The sequence below is a fragment of the Methanoregula sp. genome (genome assembly GCF_023227875.1).
Lineage (GTDB): Archaea > Halobacteriota > Methanomicrobia > Methanomicrobiales > Methanospirillaceae > Methanoregula.
The window spans coordinates 334839-352783 of sequence record NZ_JALOCH010000001.1 but is presented as its reverse complement, the minus strand read 5'-3'; the positions used below and the strand labels follow the sequence as shown (position 1 = coordinate 352783).

General features: G+C 52.2%; 13 protein-coding genes and 1 tRNA gene. 9 read left to right on the top strand and 5 right to left on the bottom strand.

What is annotated here, in order from left to right; all coding sequences use genetic code 11:
- Positions 1 to 17 precede the first annotated feature (17 nt).
- A complete protein-coding gene (locus tag M0R30_RS01925) occupies positions 18 to 905 on the top strand; it encodes a hypothetical protein (RefSeq protein WP_292542591.1) in 888 nt (295 codons plus the stop codon).
- 11 nt (positions 906 to 916) lie between these two features.
- On the opposite strand, the gene M0R30_RS01920 is transcribed toward M0R30_RS01925, so the two are convergent.
- Positions 917 to 4015, bottom strand: a complete 3099-nt coding sequence (locus M0R30_RS01920; protein ID WP_292542590.1) for a TaqI-like C-terminal specificity domain-containing protein — start codon at positions 4013 to 4015, stop codon at positions 917 to 919.
- Positions 4016 to 4406: 391 nt separating this feature from the next.
- Here M0R30_RS01920 and M0R30_RS01915 point away from each other — a divergent pair, with 391 nt between their 5' ends.
- Complete coding sequence (locus M0R30_RS01915) at positions 4407 to 4775, top strand: hypothetical protein (protein ID WP_292542588.1); 369 nt, start codon at positions 4407 to 4409, stop codon at positions 4773 to 4775.
- A 624-nt stretch (positions 4776 to 5399) separates the two neighbouring features.
- Here the strand turns inward: M0R30_RS01915 and M0R30_RS01910 are convergent.
- Positions 5400 to 5810, bottom strand: a complete 411-nt coding sequence (locus tag M0R30_RS01910) for a hypothetical protein (protein ID WP_292542586.1) — start codon at positions 5808 to 5810, stop codon at positions 5400 to 5402.
- Between the two features lie 210 nt (positions 5811 to 6020).
- Positions 6021 to 6761: a heparan-alpha-glucosaminide N-acetyltransferase gene (locus M0R30_RS01905; protein WP_292542584.1), complete on the bottom strand. Its 741-nt coding sequence runs from the start codon at positions 6759 to 6761 to the stop codon at positions 6021 to 6023.
- A gap of 103 nt (positions 6762 to 6864) precedes the next feature.
- Here M0R30_RS01905 and M0R30_RS01900 point away from each other — a divergent pair, with 103 nt between their 5' ends.
- The 7 genes from M0R30_RS01900 (at position 6865) to M0R30_RS01870 (ending at position 15788) form a co-directional block, all read left to right on the top strand.
- Complete coding sequence (locus M0R30_RS01900; protein WP_292542582.1) at positions 6865 to 7725, top strand: methanogenesis marker 8 protein; 861 nt, start codon at positions 6865 to 6867, stop codon at positions 7723 to 7725.
- A 71-nt stretch (positions 7726 to 7796) separates the two neighbouring features.
- A complete protein-coding gene (locus M0R30_RS01895; RefSeq protein WP_292542580.1) occupies positions 7797 to 9461 on the top strand; it encodes a PAS domain S-box protein in 1665 nt (554 codons plus the stop codon).
- A gap of 123 nt (positions 9462 to 9584) precedes the next feature.
- Positions 9585 to 9962, top strand: coding sequence for an MscL family protein (locus M0R30_RS01890; protein WP_292542578.1), 378 nt, complete (start codon positions 9585 to 9587; stop codon positions 9960 to 9962).
- A gap of 324 nt (positions 9963 to 10286) precedes the next feature.
- A complete protein-coding gene (locus M0R30_RS01885) occupies positions 10287 to 11813 on the top strand; it encodes a PKD domain-containing protein (protein WP_292542576.1) in 1527 nt (508 codons plus the stop codon).
- A 209-nt stretch (positions 11814 to 12022) separates the two neighbouring features.
- On the top strand, positions 12023 to 15034 hold the full coding sequence (locus M0R30_RS01880; RefSeq protein WP_292542574.1) for a PAS domain S-box protein: 3012 nt from the start codon (positions 12023 to 12025) through the stop codon (positions 15032 to 15034).
- A 167-nt stretch (positions 15035 to 15201) separates the two neighbouring features.
- Positions 15202 to 15507, top strand: coding sequence for a hypothetical protein (locus tag M0R30_RS01875; protein ID WP_292542572.1), 306 nt, complete (start codon positions 15202 to 15204; stop codon positions 15505 to 15507).
- Complete coding sequence (locus M0R30_RS01870; RefSeq protein WP_292542570.1) at positions 15504 to 15788, top strand: hypothetical protein; 285 nt, start codon at positions 15504 to 15506, stop codon at positions 15786 to 15788. Before M0R30_RS01875 ends, M0R30_RS01870 begins: the two co-directional genes overlap by 4 nt.
- 8 nt (positions 15789 to 15796) lie before the next feature.
- On the opposite strand, the gene M0R30_RS01865 is transcribed toward M0R30_RS01870, so the two are convergent.
- Together M0R30_RS01865 and M0R30_RS01860 are read right to left on the bottom strand one after the other, a co-directional pair.
- Positions 15797 to 15881 (bottom strand) — tRNA-Leu (locus tag M0R30_RS01865).
- 55 nt (positions 15882 to 15936) lie between these two features.
- On the bottom strand, positions 15937 to 17799 hold the full coding sequence (locus M0R30_RS01860; protein ID WP_292542568.1) for an AMP-binding protein: 1863 nt from the start codon (positions 17797 to 17799) through the stop codon (positions 15937 to 15939).
- Positions 17800 to 17945 lie beyond the last annotated feature (146 nt).

Below are 17945 nucleotides of genomic sequence, written 5' to 3'. Positions count from 1 at the left end.
GAAATACTTCGGATATAATGATAAAAAATCAAAATTTCAAAATACGACGATTAGTTTTAGCAAAAAAAATGTTTCTTCATGGATATGATCATGCATCTGGTAAAGATGAGATTAGCAGGATGTTAGCCATTCATCATTTTGATAATTGCGTTGAGATGTTATTGAAAGGGATAGCAATCAAACGCGGAATTGAACCGCGGAAAATGAATTTTTATTTCGAAGAATTAATTCAAAAAATTGAGGGGGATAAATATTCTTTACCTTTAAAAAATCAAATAATGTCTCAACATACTTGGAGAAATCAGATTCAACACGAAGGTGATATCCCTTCATTTGATGGAGTTCAGAAATACAGAAATTATACAGAGGATTTTTTCAAAGAAGTATGCAACAAAATATTCGGAACTCCCTTTGAAAAAATAAATCTCTCGCAATTGATTTATGATAAAAAATTAAGTGCAAAAGTAAGATCCGCTGAAAGAGCCTTTGAAAAAAATGATTTTAAACGTTGTATGAAATTGTCCGAAGGGATTATTACCCACGCAACTTTAGATATTGCGGATATTTATGGAAAGGCTGGACGTCTCACTTCATATTGGACGTCTTCTAAAGAATTTAGCAAGGTGATAAGCGACAATTACGCAGATCGATATAAAAAGGAAAAATTTTATAAACCGGTAATGGAGCTAAGTCAAGCGATGCTTCAGTTGGGGATGTCATCCACAGGAATGCAGTTTTTAGATGAATATCGAATGGATTTTTTAAAATTTATGATAACTCTTAAAAAGATTGATGAATTAAGCGATGATGAGTTAAAAGAAGAGGCTCAATACTCGTTAAATTTTGTTACGAATTTAATTTTAAAATGGCAGGAGGAAAAAATTTTTGAAGAAATTTTATTTTAAATTAGGATAAATTAGTTTCCACCAACAATCTTAATCTCCTCCTCCGTCAGCCCGTAGAGCTCGTACACCAGCGCATCAATCGCCGCATCCGTTGCCTCGACCTGCCGGGACAGCAGCGTCATCTCGTGTTCGAGTTTGGCATCCTGCACCTGTTTATTGAGGTCGAGCATCTTCGTGACGAGTTCGACCATGCGGTCATGCCGGGCCTTGTCGGAGGGGTCGGCGAAGTTGATGGTGCGGATGGGGAGTTTTGCGATATCCTGAGTGAAGAATCTTAAGTATCCTCCGCGAAGAAGAGCGGATTTTTTACTATAGTAAAAGGTGATCAGTTTTGAATTGAGTAAACCAAGAAGATATTTTTCATTATTGCCAATGAAATAACATGAGTTTGCACAATAATTTGATGCGCTTTCATCGATTGTGAAATATCCTTTTGGAGCGATATCGGGATAGAAAATTTTCTGTTTTTCAAATTCTGGATAATAGTCACATGTTCGCAATTCCCACCAATAATCGCCCTTATCTGATCGATTTTCTCCTTGAAGTGTAAAGGGTTCAAGATGATTTGCGATCGCGGGATATGTTTCCTTAAGCCATTTCCATTTATTCTTGATATCCCCTGATTGAATATTTGTCCAACCTTTAGGAAGTAATATCAAATATTGACGGGCATAGATTGGCTGATATCGTTTGATATCTTTCCCAACCAAGAATGGCTTTATTAACGGTTGATATTTTAGATCCTCATTAATGAGTTTATTTTTCAATTTTTCATCGATGAGAAACGCATCATTCAAACCTGTTTTTATTCCAAAAAAGATTTTTCCGGAGACGTAATCATTTAGAGTTTTTCCAACGGTTGATATCTTTTTAATCAGACATTCTGTAATCTCATCACCTAAAGTCCAGCCATCATCATTTAGGATATTTGAGTTAATCGGATGCCAATTTTCTTTTACATATTCATCCAGACTTGAGAACGTAAGTGATTCAACTTTTGAAGCACGGAATTCATTGGACGGTTTTTCCTGACAAACACGAATAATACATGGATACGTTGTTGCCGTTTCAAACACCGGCAAATCCCCGAAGTCAATAATCTCCTCAATGTGTTTTGTGAGCAGATATCTCCGGAGGGGCTTCCCATAATTCGCCCGCATCCACTTATTCGCAACGATAAACGAGAATAGTCCTTTTGGACGCAACAGAGAGATTCCTTTCTCGAAGAAATATGCATAGAGATCCGCAGTTGCCAGATAAACCGCATAGTGAGTCTCAAAGTACTTCTTCTGCTCCTTCAACCCCTCCTGCCTCACATACGGCGGATTCCCAATTACCGCATCGAACCCGCCCGCCTTCATCACATCGGCAAACTCCCGGTCCCAGTCGAACGGATTGATCCGCTTCACTTCTTCAGAAGACATTTCCGGTGTCAGGATGTCCGTGCCGATCAAAGAGTTCCCGCACTTGATGTTCTCGTGCAGCGAGGGCAGCGCCCGTTCCGCAAAGAGCTTGATCTGCTTATCGATGTTCTCCTCGTTCTCCTCTTCGAGCACTTTCAAGAGGAGCGCGAGTTTCGTCACCTCAACCGCCTGCGTATCGATGTCCACGCCAAAGATGTTGTTTAAGAGGATGCGTTTCTTCTCGGCCGTGGTGAGCCGCCAGTCGCTCCGCGTCCGGGTGGTGTCGCCGCTCGTGCCGGCCTTGTAGATCGGGAGCCCGGCCTGCGCAAGATGCTTCTTACCACGCGGTATGGCTTCGGGCAGGAGTGCGAGCACGGCCGGGTCGGTCACGGACTTCCTGTCGATGAAAACCGGGACGAGGTTTGCGATGTACCAGTCGCGGTGCCAGTCAAGGAGGAACTGGAACGCCCCGATCAAAAACGAACCGGAGCCGCACGCGGGATCGAGGACGCGGAGCTTTGCCACATCGCGGGGGGTCTTGTCCTTCGTGAGTTCGCCAACGGTGTGCTTCACGATGTATTCCACGATATACTGCGGCGTGTAGAAGACCCCGCCTGCCTTCTTCACTTCGGGCTTGTATTCCACCTTGGCCTGGTGGCCGTCCGTGAGCCGGATCACCTTCCCGAGGAACTGCTCGTACACGTGGCCGAGAATTGCCGGTGGGATGACCGAGAAGAGGTACGGCGTCTCCGGGTAGTAGAGCCGTCTGATGATCGCTTTTAAGACCTTGTCATCAATCGCAACCGATAAGGAGATTGTATCCGGCATCTCGCCGCTCTCCTGTTCCTTCTCGAAATGGAAGAGCCCGGAGTTATACTTCGCATCCGCGAGACGGAAGATCTCACAGAGCCGGGCATAGACCTGCTCGCCTTCGAGCAGTTTGTGGAGCGTTGTGTACTCTTCGATTCCCCGGTCCTCGCAGATCCGCAAAAAGAGGAGCCGGTCGATCGTCCGCTGCACAACCATGTTCAGCTCCCCGACCGAGAGTTTGTCGTTACGGAGCGCGATGTTCTTCGCGAGCGCGTCCCGCCATGATTCGATCTCGGAAAGGATATCGTCATCCACGGTCGCCGTCCCCTTCTTGCCCTTCTGCGAATCGGCGTACTTGTCAAACGATCCTTTCAGGATTGAGTCCTGCGAGAAGATCGAGACAAGATATTCCCACTTCTCCGAAATCTCCTTGAAGGTGAAATATTCAATCCGGCCTTTGGCAGCATTGTCGCCATTCTCCGGCTTGATCGTGCAGTCATAGATCGCCCACTCCTCAAAATTTGTCAGGATGGAGAGCGGGAGTTTTGCGTTCCACGCATACCTGCGGAGCTGGAGGGCAGCATCGGCATCGTCCTTGATCCGCACGGACGGCTTCTTGGTCTCGACAATAAATTTCCGGGAGCCCCCGATACGGAAAGTATAATCGAAAAACTTGGTGACCCCCCGGATCCGGACCGGCTCTTCGTGCAGCACCTCACGATAGGCTTCCGAATGTCCCTTGTTATTGTTGACGTCCCAGCCAAGTGCATGGAAAAAAGGATCGGTGAAATCCTGGCGGAGTTGTGACTCGTTGTATTTTTCCTGGCCGCGAAGATAGGCGTCGCGGTGGTACGTGTACCGTTCAACAAGGGGCTGGATGCTGTCAGGGACTGCCATTAATTGAGTGTCGCTCTCAATCGCGTTAAAGATGTTGAAATATATTTTAATAATTTTCCAAAAAAATTTCACGCGGAGAAGTTTTCCTTTTTTTTTCAAAGCCTGATGGCTTCTCATGCTTCGGGTTCGGAGAGGTTGCAAACCTCGACGAGCTGAAGGGAGGCATCGGCCGACCTTCAGGTTTGATAACCCTCAGCATTCTAAAAAAATTTCAAAAATTCCGGAAGTGATTACCGGATTTTTATTTTTATTGTGATGTCTCCCCTCCATGCTACGCATGGAGTCGCCGCGACGAGTCGAAGTTACCACTTCTCCAATCCATCTTCGCTGATGCAAAGCGGGCTTCCTCTCGGGTCGCGGCTGGGCAAGGTTCCGGTTCACAACAACGAACATGATCAAGGTAAACGCGTTGGGCATCGCATCAAAAAATTTTCAAAACATTTTTCAAAAGTTCCAAAAAATTTTCAACTCACGAAATTTTTCCGGTATGCCCTTATTGCCTTCCAGAATCCCGCAGTTTCTCCGAGGTGCGACAGGTCATCAGACCTGGAGCAGGAGAAGAATTCGAAGGTCGGCCGATGCCTCCCTTCTCGTTGTCGAGGTCCTGATGCACCTCTCCAACACATCAGAGTTCTTCGACGGTAAGATCTACATCTCCGACGTGAACCCGAAGTCGAAGACTTCGTCTTCTCCTCGTCGGGGTTTCGACGAAACCCCTCCGATCCCCAAAACAGGGGTTCTTTTCATTTTCCAGCACTAAAGCCTGTCCGGAAGGAGATCGGCCGTCCAATAGCGTCTATTAGCCCCTTTTTGGATCTTCGACGGAGAAAATCCAATCCGGGCCCGTATCGCCCGAGAAAATCTCCTCATTGTACCGTTTTTTGGGAATTACACGTGTTTGAACAATGTCAGGTCAGTTTCCCATCACGGGTCTCCGACGTGCGACAGGTCGTCAGACCTGGAGCTGGAGAAGAGTCCATAGGACTCTTCGATTGAGAACCGTCTTTGCCGGAAGGTATCTGCTCTCAGGTATTTCGCAGGGATGATCTCCGACGTGAAGTATACATTCCACGTCGTAGACTATCTACCGGACCTCCTGTTTATGAAAAACCACCAGGAGTTTTGCATCAAACAGGGGGTCGTTCGATCCCAAACCGGGCTCGTATCGTGCCCCGTTCCGGAAAAATAGTGAATCGGAGCACGTATAGGGGCCGGATAGGAGATGGTCCAAATCCCGAAAAAGGTGCTTATTGGAGAGTGTTTTTTGAAGAGGTTTTACAGCGTAACTGGCGGGAATCGTGGTGACATGTTTTTTATTCCGGCTCGGAAAATTTTTTTGAAATGCTGATGGTTATCAAACCTGAAGGTCGGCCGATGCCTCCCTTCAGCTCGTCGAGGTTTGCAACCTCTCCGAACCCGAAGCACGAGAAGCCATCAGGCTTCGAAAAAATAAAAATAAATTTCCGGAACTTTTAAAATTTTTCCGGAAAATTTTTTGCATAGAAAAAATTGAAATCTCGTTGTCTGAAATTTTTTCAAATACATTACGATGCCCTACGCGCAAAAGGTCTATCGACTTTTGCGCTACGCACTTACCGTTTCCCTTGGTAAAATCCAGAACGTTGCCCAGCCGCGACCCGAGAGGAAGCCCGCTTTGCATCAGCGAAGATGGATTGGAGAAGTGGTAACTTCGACTCGTCGCGCCGACTCCATGCATAGCATGGAGGGGGAGACATCGCAATGGATCAAAAAATGCAATTGAAAATCCGGCAGTCACTTCATGATTTTTTTTCAAAACTTTTTGGAAAATACTTTCAGCGAGAAAAATTTTTAAAAAGTTATTAGGCAGAACCCGAAAATTTTTTTTAGTAAGGTACGAGCGTGAGAATTTTTTTTTTAATTTCGTTAAAATGCCTGACGCATTGACAAGTCCAAAATTTTTGATTGCGTCCCTTGCCCGATCGCGATGCTATGAAAAAAATTTCTAAAAAAACGTCTCGCGAGATTACAGCACCTTCATACCGGTAACCGCGGCAAGCAGGAGGATGATCACCGGCTGGTGGACCAGGTAGATGAGGAGTGAATGCCGGCCGAGAAACGAGAGCGGCGTGACAATACCATCCGGCAATGGCTTCAGGGAAAACTGCCGCACGCCCCCGGCGTACAGGTACGCACCCAGACCCAGGCCGAGCAGCACCATGCCGAACCACGGCAGGAGCGGGGTATAATCCACGGAGGTAAAACCAGCCGGCATAATCCCGAGCGGGAGCAGGAATGCCGGGCCGCTCAGGCCGGAAATGATCCAGCCGGCCGGAATGCACGCGAGCCCGAGCAGCACATTCAGTCTTCCGAACCGGAAGAAGAGCGGCGAGAGCATCACCGAGATCCCGATCAGGTGCAGGATGCCGAAGATCACGAACCCTTCATGCAGGTAAAACCATGTCGCGAGCGTGACAAGGAGCCCCAGTGCAAAGATGCCGGCACCGCGGATGAGAAATTTTTTCGCAAGGGAAAAACCGGACAGCGTTGCACTGGCCCGGGCATGGCTGACAACGAGCGAGATCCCAACGATCAGGAGAAAGAGTGCGGCGGTTGCGTACGCAAAATACCGCCAGAAACCGGTTGCAACGTCCACCGGGCAGAGTGCAAAGAAGCTGAGATCGAAGACCGTGTGGAAAATAATCATCATGAGGATCGCGATCCCGCGGATTAAATCGATCTCCCACAGGCGCGATGCTGCTTGCATGCACCATCATTCACTCCCTTGTGTGATATGCATAACGGATTTGCCGGTTGCCCGGGGCAATATCCTTAAGTACCGACCCGGAAATTCTTATGAGAGCGAGACTATGGCGCACGACAAAGACGAGCACATCATCGAGGCGATCGGCCGGTGCCGGATCGTGGTCCGCAACGGCAACGTCGTGGACGTTGGCAAGCCGCAGATCCAGGACTGCCCGCTGGCCAGACGGTTTGCGTACCCGGTCCCTGACATCACGGCAGAGTCCGTCAAGGCGAACATCGAGTACCGGATCAAGGCATTCGGCATGTGTACCCCCGACCGCGAAGTCCTCGATACCCGGGAGTTTGTCGGGTTCGGGGCTTCCGAGCTGCTGAGCTTCGGCCTCCATGCCGGCATCATTGACGCCGCGGTCATTGCCTGTGACGGGGCCGGCACGGTCGTCGTCACAAAGCCCGCGATGGCGCAGGGTATCGGGGGCCGGATGTCCGGCCTCTTCTCGACCTGCCCCTACCCGCAGGTCATGGACCGGATCGAGAAAGACGGCGGGTTTGTGCTTGACCGGGAACATGCCGCGATGGACGCGGTTGCCGGTGTTGCTCTCGCTGCGAGTAAAGGGTTCCGGAACATTGCCGTGACCGTGGCAGGACCGGACGCAGCAGGGACGATCCGCAGGATCCACCCGGATACGCTCATCTTCGGCGTCCACGTGACCGGTCTCACGGACGAAGAGGCCGGGCGACTGGTATCGGCCTCTGACCTCGTGACTTCCTGTGCATCGAAAACGATCCGCGATGCAGCCGGCCCAAGGGCGCTCGTGCAGGCCGGCGTCTCCATTCCCATCTTTGCCATGACGGAAAAAGGAAAAGGACTCATCATGGAAAAGATACGCCGGACCAGCGAGCAGGTCTTAATCAAGCCGACCCGGCTCCCCTCGCTTTCCGGCCAGCAGCCCGAACCGCTGGTTTAGGCACAGAGATACTTTTTTATCAATACAGCCAATTACCAGAATATAATCGGATTTTATACTGTATCCCGATCATGCCTGCTCACTATTCCATCCTCTACGTGGATGATGAACCGGACCTCCTCGAACTGGGCAGACTGTTCCTTGAACAATCCGGGCAGTTCTCTGTTTCAACAGCCGAATCCGGGAGTACCGCCATGGAGATGATGGTCAACCAGTCATTCGATGCCATCATCTCCGATTACCAGATGCCGGAGTGCAACGGGTTGCGGTTTCTCCGGGCCCTGAGGAGATCGTCCGACATCCCCTTCATCCTCTTTACCGGGAAAGGCCGGGAAGAAGTGGTGATCGAAGCGATCAATTCCGGGGCTGATTTTTATCTCCAGAAAGGCGGGGACGCGAGAGCGCAGTTCGCCGAGCTCGGGCACAAGGTCCTCCAGGCCATATCCCGGAGGCAGGCCGAGCAGGCCCTGCATAACAGGGTCGGACTGATCCGGCAGGCCTCGGTAGCCTCGACCCGGTTCATCCGGCTGCCTGCAGACCAGATCGATGGGGCAATCAGCGAGCTCCTCGCGGAGATTGGCAGACAGGCCGGGGCCGATCGCTGTTATCTTGCGCGGGATATAAACGTGTCCGGCCATATCACCTGGACCCATGAATGGGTGGCTGAAGGGATCCCCTCGTTAAAAGAGATGGTTGGCACGATGGCGGCAGGCGCCTTTCCCCCGGCACCGGGCCGTGCCCAATCGTTTGAGACGGTGAGGGTCGAAAGCGTTGCTGCCCTGCCATCTGAGCCGGAGGAAGCCGCGAAGTACAAGGATTTTCTGCAGGCACTGGGGATCAAATCATACCTGCTCGTTCCCCTTACGGCCGGCCCGGTCGTCATCGGGACGCTGGGCCTTGACACCACACGAAAGGAAGCTGCCTGGCCGGACGAGGACGTCGATATCCTGAAGATCTATGCCCAGATCATCGCGAATGCTCTTGCCCGCAGGAACGCTGATCGGGCAATCCATGAATCCGAGGAGATTTACCGGACGGTATTTGAGTCAACCGGTACTGCCATGATGATCCTTGGCGAGAATAAAATCGTCATAAAAGTCAACCGCGAGTTTGAGAAGATCGCCGGGTACTCGCGGACAGAGATTGAAGGAAAACTGCCGTGGACCCTGTTTGTTTCATCAGAAGACGTCCAGAGGATGGCAGAGTACCACCGGCAGCGGCGGGAGGACCCGGCATCGGTGCCCCGCAATTACGAGTTCTCGTTCATATCCCGGGACGGGTCCCGTGTCAGGGCATTCATTACGGTCGTGATGATCCCCGGCACGAAGAAGAGCATTGTTTCGATCATCGACATCACGGAACTGGAGAGGGCAAGGACCGCCCTTGTAGAATCCGAGGAGAAATTCCGGAGCCTGGCTGAGTCGATGATGGTCGGGATCTACATGATCCAGGACAACCGGTTCGTGTATGTGAACCCGGCATTCGCGGCGCTCTTTAGCCGCAGTGCTGACGAGCTGCTGGCATTGCCGGATTTTGTCATGATTTTTATTGAGGAAGACCGGAAGCGCATTCTCCAGGCTGTTCAAAAACGTATTGATGGGATTACCAGATCCGAACAATACTCCGTACGGGGCCTCATGCCGGACGGAAAAATAATGACGATCGAGATTCTCGGTTCAAAGACACATTACCAGGGAAAAACCGCAATCATCGGTACCATGACACGTGTATCGTAATGAAATCCCATGAATTCCGGATTTGAACCTCCTTTTTTGTACCAAACAATAATCAGGATCAAACACGATCGATCGTTTTGAGGACAATATCGTCCCGCGTCTCAAAAACACTGGTGATTCACGATGGTTGACAAAACACTTGGCGATGCAGAGAAACTGATCGGGGGCGGAGTCCCGGCCCTGGGAAAAAGTGCTCAGGGATTCGGTCAGGAGTTCATGGACTTCCTGCAGAAATACCAGGTCATTGGCCTGGCGGTTGCGTTTGTTATCGGAACGGCAGCAACGAAACTGGTCAATTCTACGGTGACCGATCTCATCATGCCCATCATTGCGGTCGTGGTACCCGGAGGGGACTGGCAGATGGCCACGCTTGAGATCGGGCCCCTGAAATTCCTTGTCGGCGACTACGTGGGGGCAATCATTGACTTCGTCATTATTGCTCTGGTCATCTTCATTCTCGTTAAGCATCTCATGAAAGGGGACACGACAAAGAAGATTTGAGAATCTTCTTTTCATGTTCGAGGACTGATGTCCTCTCTCACTTCGAAGAAAATCTGATGATTTTCTTCTTGTGCCCGGGGCGTATGAATCCGAGACCTTCATCAGAATCCGAATAGTTCTTCAGAACTATGAGGAAGAGAAGAACCGCAGGTTCTTCGAACCCCTCGTAAGTCGAAGAACGTCTGTTGACCTTCTTCTCCAACTCGGGGTCTGATGACCCCTCGTTTAACCAATTTCTTTAAACGTGCTGAGAGAATACCTGAACTGATACAACCGGAAATGCCCCTGTCTGTCCTTCACCCGGGCATTTTCCTCTGGTGAACCATGAAACATCTCCCACAGCTCATCCTGCTCCTTCTGGTAATCATTGCCGGGATATTCTTCGTTCCCGTGGCCGCGGATACGGGAAACGGGTCCGGGGCGGGCTACATTACCGTGACCAACCCGCCGGTTGCAGACTTCTTTTCCAGTACGCGGTACGGGTCTGCGCCGTTCACGGTCAGTTTCGCGGATACCTCGCGGGGATATACTCCCATGACCTATCGCTGGGACTTTGGCGACGGCACCACATCCACCCTGCAGAATCCTTCGCATACCTATCCCGCTGATGGGGAATACACGGTCCGGCTCACCGTCACCAACCAGTACGGTTCTGATACCAAAACCGGGACCGCGTACATCGGTGTGGGCAACCCACCGGTCATGGATTTTTCCGCCACCCCGCAACAGGGAACGATCCCGCTGGCCGTTTCGTTTACGGACATCTCGAAGAACAAACCAACCGCATGGGACTGGGACTTTGGTGACGGGACATCATCAACAGAACAGGACCCGTCACACACCTACCAGCAGCCCGGCACGTATACCGTGAAGCTGAAAGGGTCCAATAATTTCGGCAGCGATGCCCTTGCACAGGCCGGTTTCATCAATGCCAGCCTCCCGGGCACGGTACTCGTAACCGTTCCCGCTGCTCCGGAAAAAGAGCGGGATGAAGGAATCGTCGGCCTGATCCAGGTGGCAAAAGGGACCACGGAGAAAAACCTGCCAACCGCCGCATATATCCCGCCGCAGTTCATGGCGCTTGCCGCGGTTATTACGAGCCTCGGGGTGATCGTGATCCAGGTCCTGATCGCCAATATCGGCATGCTCTCCCAGATCGCGTTCAGGGCGGCCAGGTTCCTCGCGGATCTTGTCGGTGAGCATGCGGTCGAAAAACTCAGCGATAAAGAGATCGAGGCACGGGGTATCGCTGCGCGTACGAGGGAACAGCACTTCTTCGGCCTGTCCGCAACGGAAGTCCTCGTGATCGAGGCTGCCGTGATCATGGTGGCGCTCGCGTTCCTGCTTGCAGACCGGGTAGAACTGGACCTGCAGATGGTGCTCATCTACGTGCTTGTCGGTGCAGTATCAGTCGTACTCCATGATTTTGCGCACCGGTATTTTGCCACGAAACACGGGTACGATGCCGACACCCGGTTCTGGGGCCTCGGGACGGCCATCATGTTCCTGACCGCGTGGCTCTTTGGCAACGCCTTTGCCCAGCCGTACCGGAACCTCGTGAACCGCGAAGGGGGACCGGACGAGACCCGGGAGACGGGCATCGAGATGGTTGCCGGTCCGGTCGTGAGCATTATCCTGATGGTCCTCTTCCTTGCGATGGTCCGGCTCGGCGGGGTCTGGGCCATTGCCGGCGGAGTCGGGTTCACGATCAACCTCATCACCGCGGTCTACAGCCTGATGCCCATCTCCACGATGGATGGCGGTGCGATCTGGCGGTGGAACCGCTCACTCTATCTTGCGTTATTCATCCCGATGATCGCGTTCTACTTCTTCACGTTCATGCTGGTATAAACCACCAGCCTTTTTATGCCACCGGTCCGGAAGCCAGTCCGGTTCCCGGTGAAAAGTACACCTGCCAGTAATTATGTCAACGACTCCGTTAACTCGACAGGACTGCCGTCGGTTATTCCGGTCAGGATCAAATCGAGTCTTATATCTACTCTAAAAAAAAAATCCAATTATAACAAAATGGGCATTGCCACGCTTCAGGTAAGCACCATATGATCTCCGTTCTTTATGTGGATGATGAGGACGCACTCCTCGACATCGGCAAGCGTTACCTTGAGCGCACCGGCAAACTGAAGGTGGATATCACCACATCGGTTTCACACGCGCTGGAACTTATGAGTGTCACCCGTTACGATGTGATCGTATCCGATTACCAGATGCCGGAGATGGACGGGATCGAGTTCCTCAAGAAACTCCGGGCACTGTTCCCGAAGATCCCGTTCATCATCTTTACCGGCAAAGGACGCGAAGAAGTGGCGGTCGAAGCATTCGAATACGGCGCGGATTTTTATCTCCAGAAAGGGGGTGCGCCAAAACCGCAGTTCACCGAGCTTGCCCGGAAGATCATCACTGCACACGAACACCGCCAGGGCGAGTTCCACATCTATAAACTCAACCGGTTGTTCTCGGTGCTCAGCGCAACCAACAAGGCAATTGTCCGGAATTATGATGTCCATGACCTGCTTGAAGAGATCTGCAGGATCTCCGTTGAGAACGGGGGGTTCCGGATGGCATGGGCAGGCATGGTCAACGGGCCGGCCAATACGATCGACCCGGTTGCATCGTACGGGCATACCGAAGGGTACCTGGAGCACCTGACCGGTTCAACGGACGATGCACGTTCTGCGGAAAACCCGACCGAAACAGCAGTCCGTACAGGAAAGTACGAGATCTGCGATATCACGCCGGAAGATCCGCTCATGTATCCCTGGAAGGCAGAGGCGATACGGAGGGGTTACCATGCGATTGCGGCATTCCCCTTTGCCGAAGGCACACGATATGCCGGCGCACTGACGCTCTGTGCTCCCGAGACCGGTTTCTTCGATGACCAGATCATCTCGCTCCTGGACGAGATGGCACGTGACCTGACCTTTGCGCTCAAAGTACGGGAAGATGACGAGCGGCGACGGCGTACTGAGACAGAACTCCAGAAAAAGAACCATGAGCTGGCTGCTGCCTACGAGCAACTGACGGCGCAGGAAGAAGAACTCCGTGCCAACTATGACGAACTGAAACGGGGAGAAGACACCCTGCGCCAGAGCGAGGAGAAATACCGCCGGATTGTCGAGACTGCCAACGAAGGCATCTGGATGCTGGACGCGGATTTTTCAACAACCTTCGTGAACAAAAAACTCGCCGAATTCCTTGGATTCACTGAACGTGAGATGCTGGGGAAAAATATTGCAGATTTCATGCGACCGGACGATACCCAGGATCACCTGCTCCGGAAAATGAACCGCAAGTGCGGGAAGAGCGAACAATACGAACGCCGTTTTATCCGGAAGGATGGCAGCACCTGCTGGCTCCTGGTATCGGGTTCCCCCTTGTATGACAGTGCCGGTAATTTCAGCGGTTCGTTTGCCATGGTGACAAACATCACCAACCTGAAACTGGCAGAAGAGAAGCTGGCAAGAAACGAGAAAAAATTCCGCCATATCTTTGATGCAGCGCCTTACCTCATCATCTCGGTGAACCGCGAGGGGACCATTGTTGACTGCAACCGTAGGATAGAGAATGTGCTCCAGTACCAGAAGCAGGAGATCACAGGAAAGCCATTTGCATCCCTTGTCCATGCGGACCATCGTACCGCAGCACAGGAATACCTGCGCCTGGTGCTGACAAACGGATCCTCACGAAACCAGATGTACGGGATGCTCAAAAAAGATGGCGGGCAGATCGATGTGAGCGTCAGTTCAAGCGGGCTTAAGGACCAGTCCGGCGCTTTATTCCGGGCGGTCTGTATCATCGAGGACATCACCGAACACCGGAAGATGCAGGAGTCGCTGCTCCGGAAAAATGAGGACCTGGCCGCATCCTTTGAGGAACTCACCGCCATTGAAGAGGAACTCCGCCACCACCACGAAGATCTCCTACGAAGTGAGGAGGCGCTCCGGGCAAGCGAGACGCGGTACCGGAACATCTTTGAGAACGCGATCCTCGGCATATACCGGACCGCACCGGAGGGAAAGATTATCGAGATTAACCCTGCCTTTGCCCGGATACTGGGATATGATTCGCCTGAAGACCTGAAATCTTCAGTCAGTACCATGCGGAACCTGTACGTGCACCCGGAGGACCGGGACAAGATCGTGATGCGGATCGGACGCAGCGAAGCGGTCCGGGCAATGGATGTTGAATGTATCCGCAAGGACGGGCGCCACATCTGGCTGAACCTGAACGCACGGGGGATCGAAAATGCCAGGGGGGAGATCATCGCCATTGAAGGAACAACCGAAGACATCACCGACCGTTGTCTTGCGGAGAGCGGACTCAAGATTGCCCATGCCAAACTGCAGCTTTTATCGAGCATCACGCGCCATGATATCCTCAACCAGCTGAACGCACTCAGGGCATATCTCGACCTGATGAAGGACGAGGAGTCAGACCCGGTAAAAGTGGAGCTGCTGACAAAGGAAGAGAAGGTTGTTGCAACGATCGAAGAGCAGATCCTGTTCACGCGGGATTACCAGACCATGGGTATGATCGCACCCTCGTGGCAGAACGTAAGCATGCAGCTGGTCAAGTCCACACGGGGCCTCACCCTCCGGAATGTCAGGATCGAGTCCTCGCGGTCGGACCTCGAAGTGCTGGCCGATCCGCTCCTGACCAAGGTCTTTTACAATCTTGTCGATAATTCCCTGCGCCATGGAGGAGACCAGCTGGACCTGATCCGGTTCTCGTGCCAGGAGAACGGGGAGGAGATCATCTGTGTCTATGAAGACAATGGCATGGGGATTCCTCCAAAAGACAAGCCGCTGATCTTCAACCGCGGGTTCGGGAAAAATACCGGGCTTGGCATGTTCCTGGCAAAGGAGATCCTTGCGATCACCGGGATGGCGATCCAGGAGACCGGGGAATTCGGCACGGGCGCACGCTTTGAGATCACCGTGCCGAAGGACGCATACCGGTTCTCCGGGAGACCGGCAGAGCTCACGACACAGAAAATCAAGAAGGATGGGGATGCGAGGAGCCGGATTCGAACCGGCGAACCCCTGCGGGACTAGGCCTTGGACCTGATGTAATTCAATGGCATCTTATTTTCGGGTTGTGACAGATTATCATGGATGCTGTCCCTGCCCTTATCTCGTCTTGATATCAACAGGATTTCCATGTACCGGAATTATCCTGATCAAAAACCCTATCATCTTCTGAATGATACACTTGCGTACGTATGCTGAAGATGGCAAACCAGATTATCACGCTCGACCGGCTGAAAATCAACGATCGTATTTGCAGGCTCGCTCGTGAACTCCGTATTACAGTCGAGCACGATGCTGACCGGCTCACCCTGTCAAACGAAGAGTTCGGGCTTCTGGTTTCAGCACCAACTCTTGAGGAAGGCATTGCCGGGATCTCTGAGGAGTTGTCAGCACTCTGGGAAGTCTATGTAGCTGATAATCCGGCAAACCTTACGAAAGATGCACTCCAGCTCCGTTCCCACCTCAAATCTCTTGTTGCTGCCGGGGCCGGTTCTTGAAGTCCTGGAAGGCCCGGGATATCTCGGCCGCCCTTCTCAGGAAAGGATTTGAAGAGCGGTCCACCCATCACAGGATCTTTTATCTCTGCATCGAGGGGAAGATATCCGGCGTTCACACGTTCCTGAGTCACGGGGTCAAAGAGTACAACGCGGATCTGCTCGCTAATATGCGGGTCCAGCTGCACCTGTCCGGAAAAGAACTGGATGTTCTTATCCGCTGCACATTATCGGGAGAAGACTATGCGAAGCTGCTGATCGAGCGTGGAGTAGTGGAAAAATAATAAAAAAATGCGAGGGATGGGATTCGAACCCAAGAACTCCTGCGAGATCAGGCCCTGAACCTGACGCCGTTGACCTGGCTTGGCTACCCTCGCGCCTGTATAGATTACCTTGTTGGATTAAATAAAGGTAGGGTAGGTAAAGGACGGCTCACGCCTTCTTCTGCCCGTTCATATCATTCTGGTATTTCTTCATCTCCTGGTCGCGCAGTTCTTTACGGCGGATCTTGCCGGAGATCGTCTTGGGGAGCGATTCCACAAACTCGATCTTGCGCGGGTACTTGTAGGGGGCGGTTACTTTCTTGACATAGTTCTGGATCTCGTGCACGAGACCTTCCGAAGGTCGGATATCCGGTTTTAAGATGATGAAGGCCTTGACAACAAGACCCCTGATGTCATCCGGCGAACCGACAACTGCCGCTTCCTGCACCGCGGGGTGCTCCATGAGGGCACTCTCGACCTCGAACGGCCCGATACGATATCCCGATGCCTTGATCACGTCATCATCACGGCCGATGAACCAGAGGAAGCCATCTTCATCTTGGTATGCCTTGTCACCGGTATAATACCAGTCGCCGGCAAAGGATTTCTTGTTCTCATCGGGGTTGTTGAGATACTCCCGGAACATGCCGACCGGGCGGGGGTTGACCCGGATCGCGATCCTGCCTTCTTCGTGGAGCGGGACCGGTTTTCCGTGATCATCGTGCAGCTCGATCTGCCAGCCGGGCGATGGCCTTCCCATTGACCCGAATTTCGGCTGCATACCCGGGAAGGTCCCCACGCAGAGCACCGTCTCGGTCTGGCCATATCCCTCGTAGATGGTCAGGCCGGTCGCATCCTTCCATGCCTTGATCACTTCAGGGTTAAGCGGTTCGCCTGCACTGGTGCAGTGGCGCAGTTCCGAGAAATCGAACTTGTCGAGGTCCGCGAGGATGAGCATCCGGTAGATGGTCGGGGGGACGCAGAACGTGTTGATGCCGTATTTCTCGATGAGCGGCAGGATCTCGGTTGCATTGAACCTCCCCCGTATATCGTACACGAAGATTGCTGCTCCTTCGATCCACTGGCCATAGAACTTGCCCCATGCACTCTTTGCCCATCCGGTGTCGGAGAGGGTGAAATGGAGATCGGTGGTCCGCACATCGTGCCAGAACCGCACCGTAACGATATGGCCAAGCGGGTAACTGTGGTCATGGAGCACCATCTTCGGCTCGCCCGTGGTGCCGGAGGTGAAGAAGATAACAAGCGGGTCGGTGCTCCGGGTCTTCTTCATTCCCGGCAGGTTGACGAGCTTTGCCGAGACCGGCGCGGGGTAATCGAGCTCCACCGGGTAACTGATCCAGCCGTCCCGCTTGCCGTCAATCACCATTTTACAGCTCAGTGACGGGCAATCCCTGGCAATCTCATCGATCTTGTCGGCATGCTCCATGCTCGTGATTACCATCTTGATCTCGGCAAGATTGATCCGGTATTTCAGGTCCTTGCCGGTGAGCATGGTGGGGGCGGGACAGTACACTGCACCACGCTTGATCAGGGCAAGCGTGGAGGTCCACCATTCGGGGACGCGGGGGAGCATGATCAGGACACGGTCTCCCTTGTTGACACCGTACTTGATCAGCATGTTGACGATCTGGTTGGAGAGACGCATAAGGTCCCAGAACGTGAACTTCTTCTCCACGCCCTGCTGGTTCAGCCAGATCATGGCGAGCTTGTTCCTGTCTTTCAGCGCCCAGGCATCGATGACGTCAAACCCGAAATTAAAATACTCGGGTACATCGATCCTGAAGTTCCGGCTTGCAGCATCATAATCGCCGATGTTGTAGTGGTCTGCAGGAACAACCGGTCCCGCAGAGGGAAGAGTGGTTGCACCAAGTGTGCCGGTGCCGGAAGAAGGAGCAAGCCGGGCCTCGCAGGCCTCGGTGATCCATTCGGACCGGGACATCTTCTCCACTTTGGCAGATTTATCGATCGTTTCTGCCAGGTTATCATTCATTGTAACGGAGTATCGCACCATACAGATCCATTTAGTGGTGCACTTATTACATCTTTCGATTAATAGTGCACCATACCCGATAGAGACCGGGCGGAAAATTCATTGTCGTACATTCGTTTTATGAGAGAGAAAAAAATGCACCACAATGAGAGCCTGAAAAAAAGGTA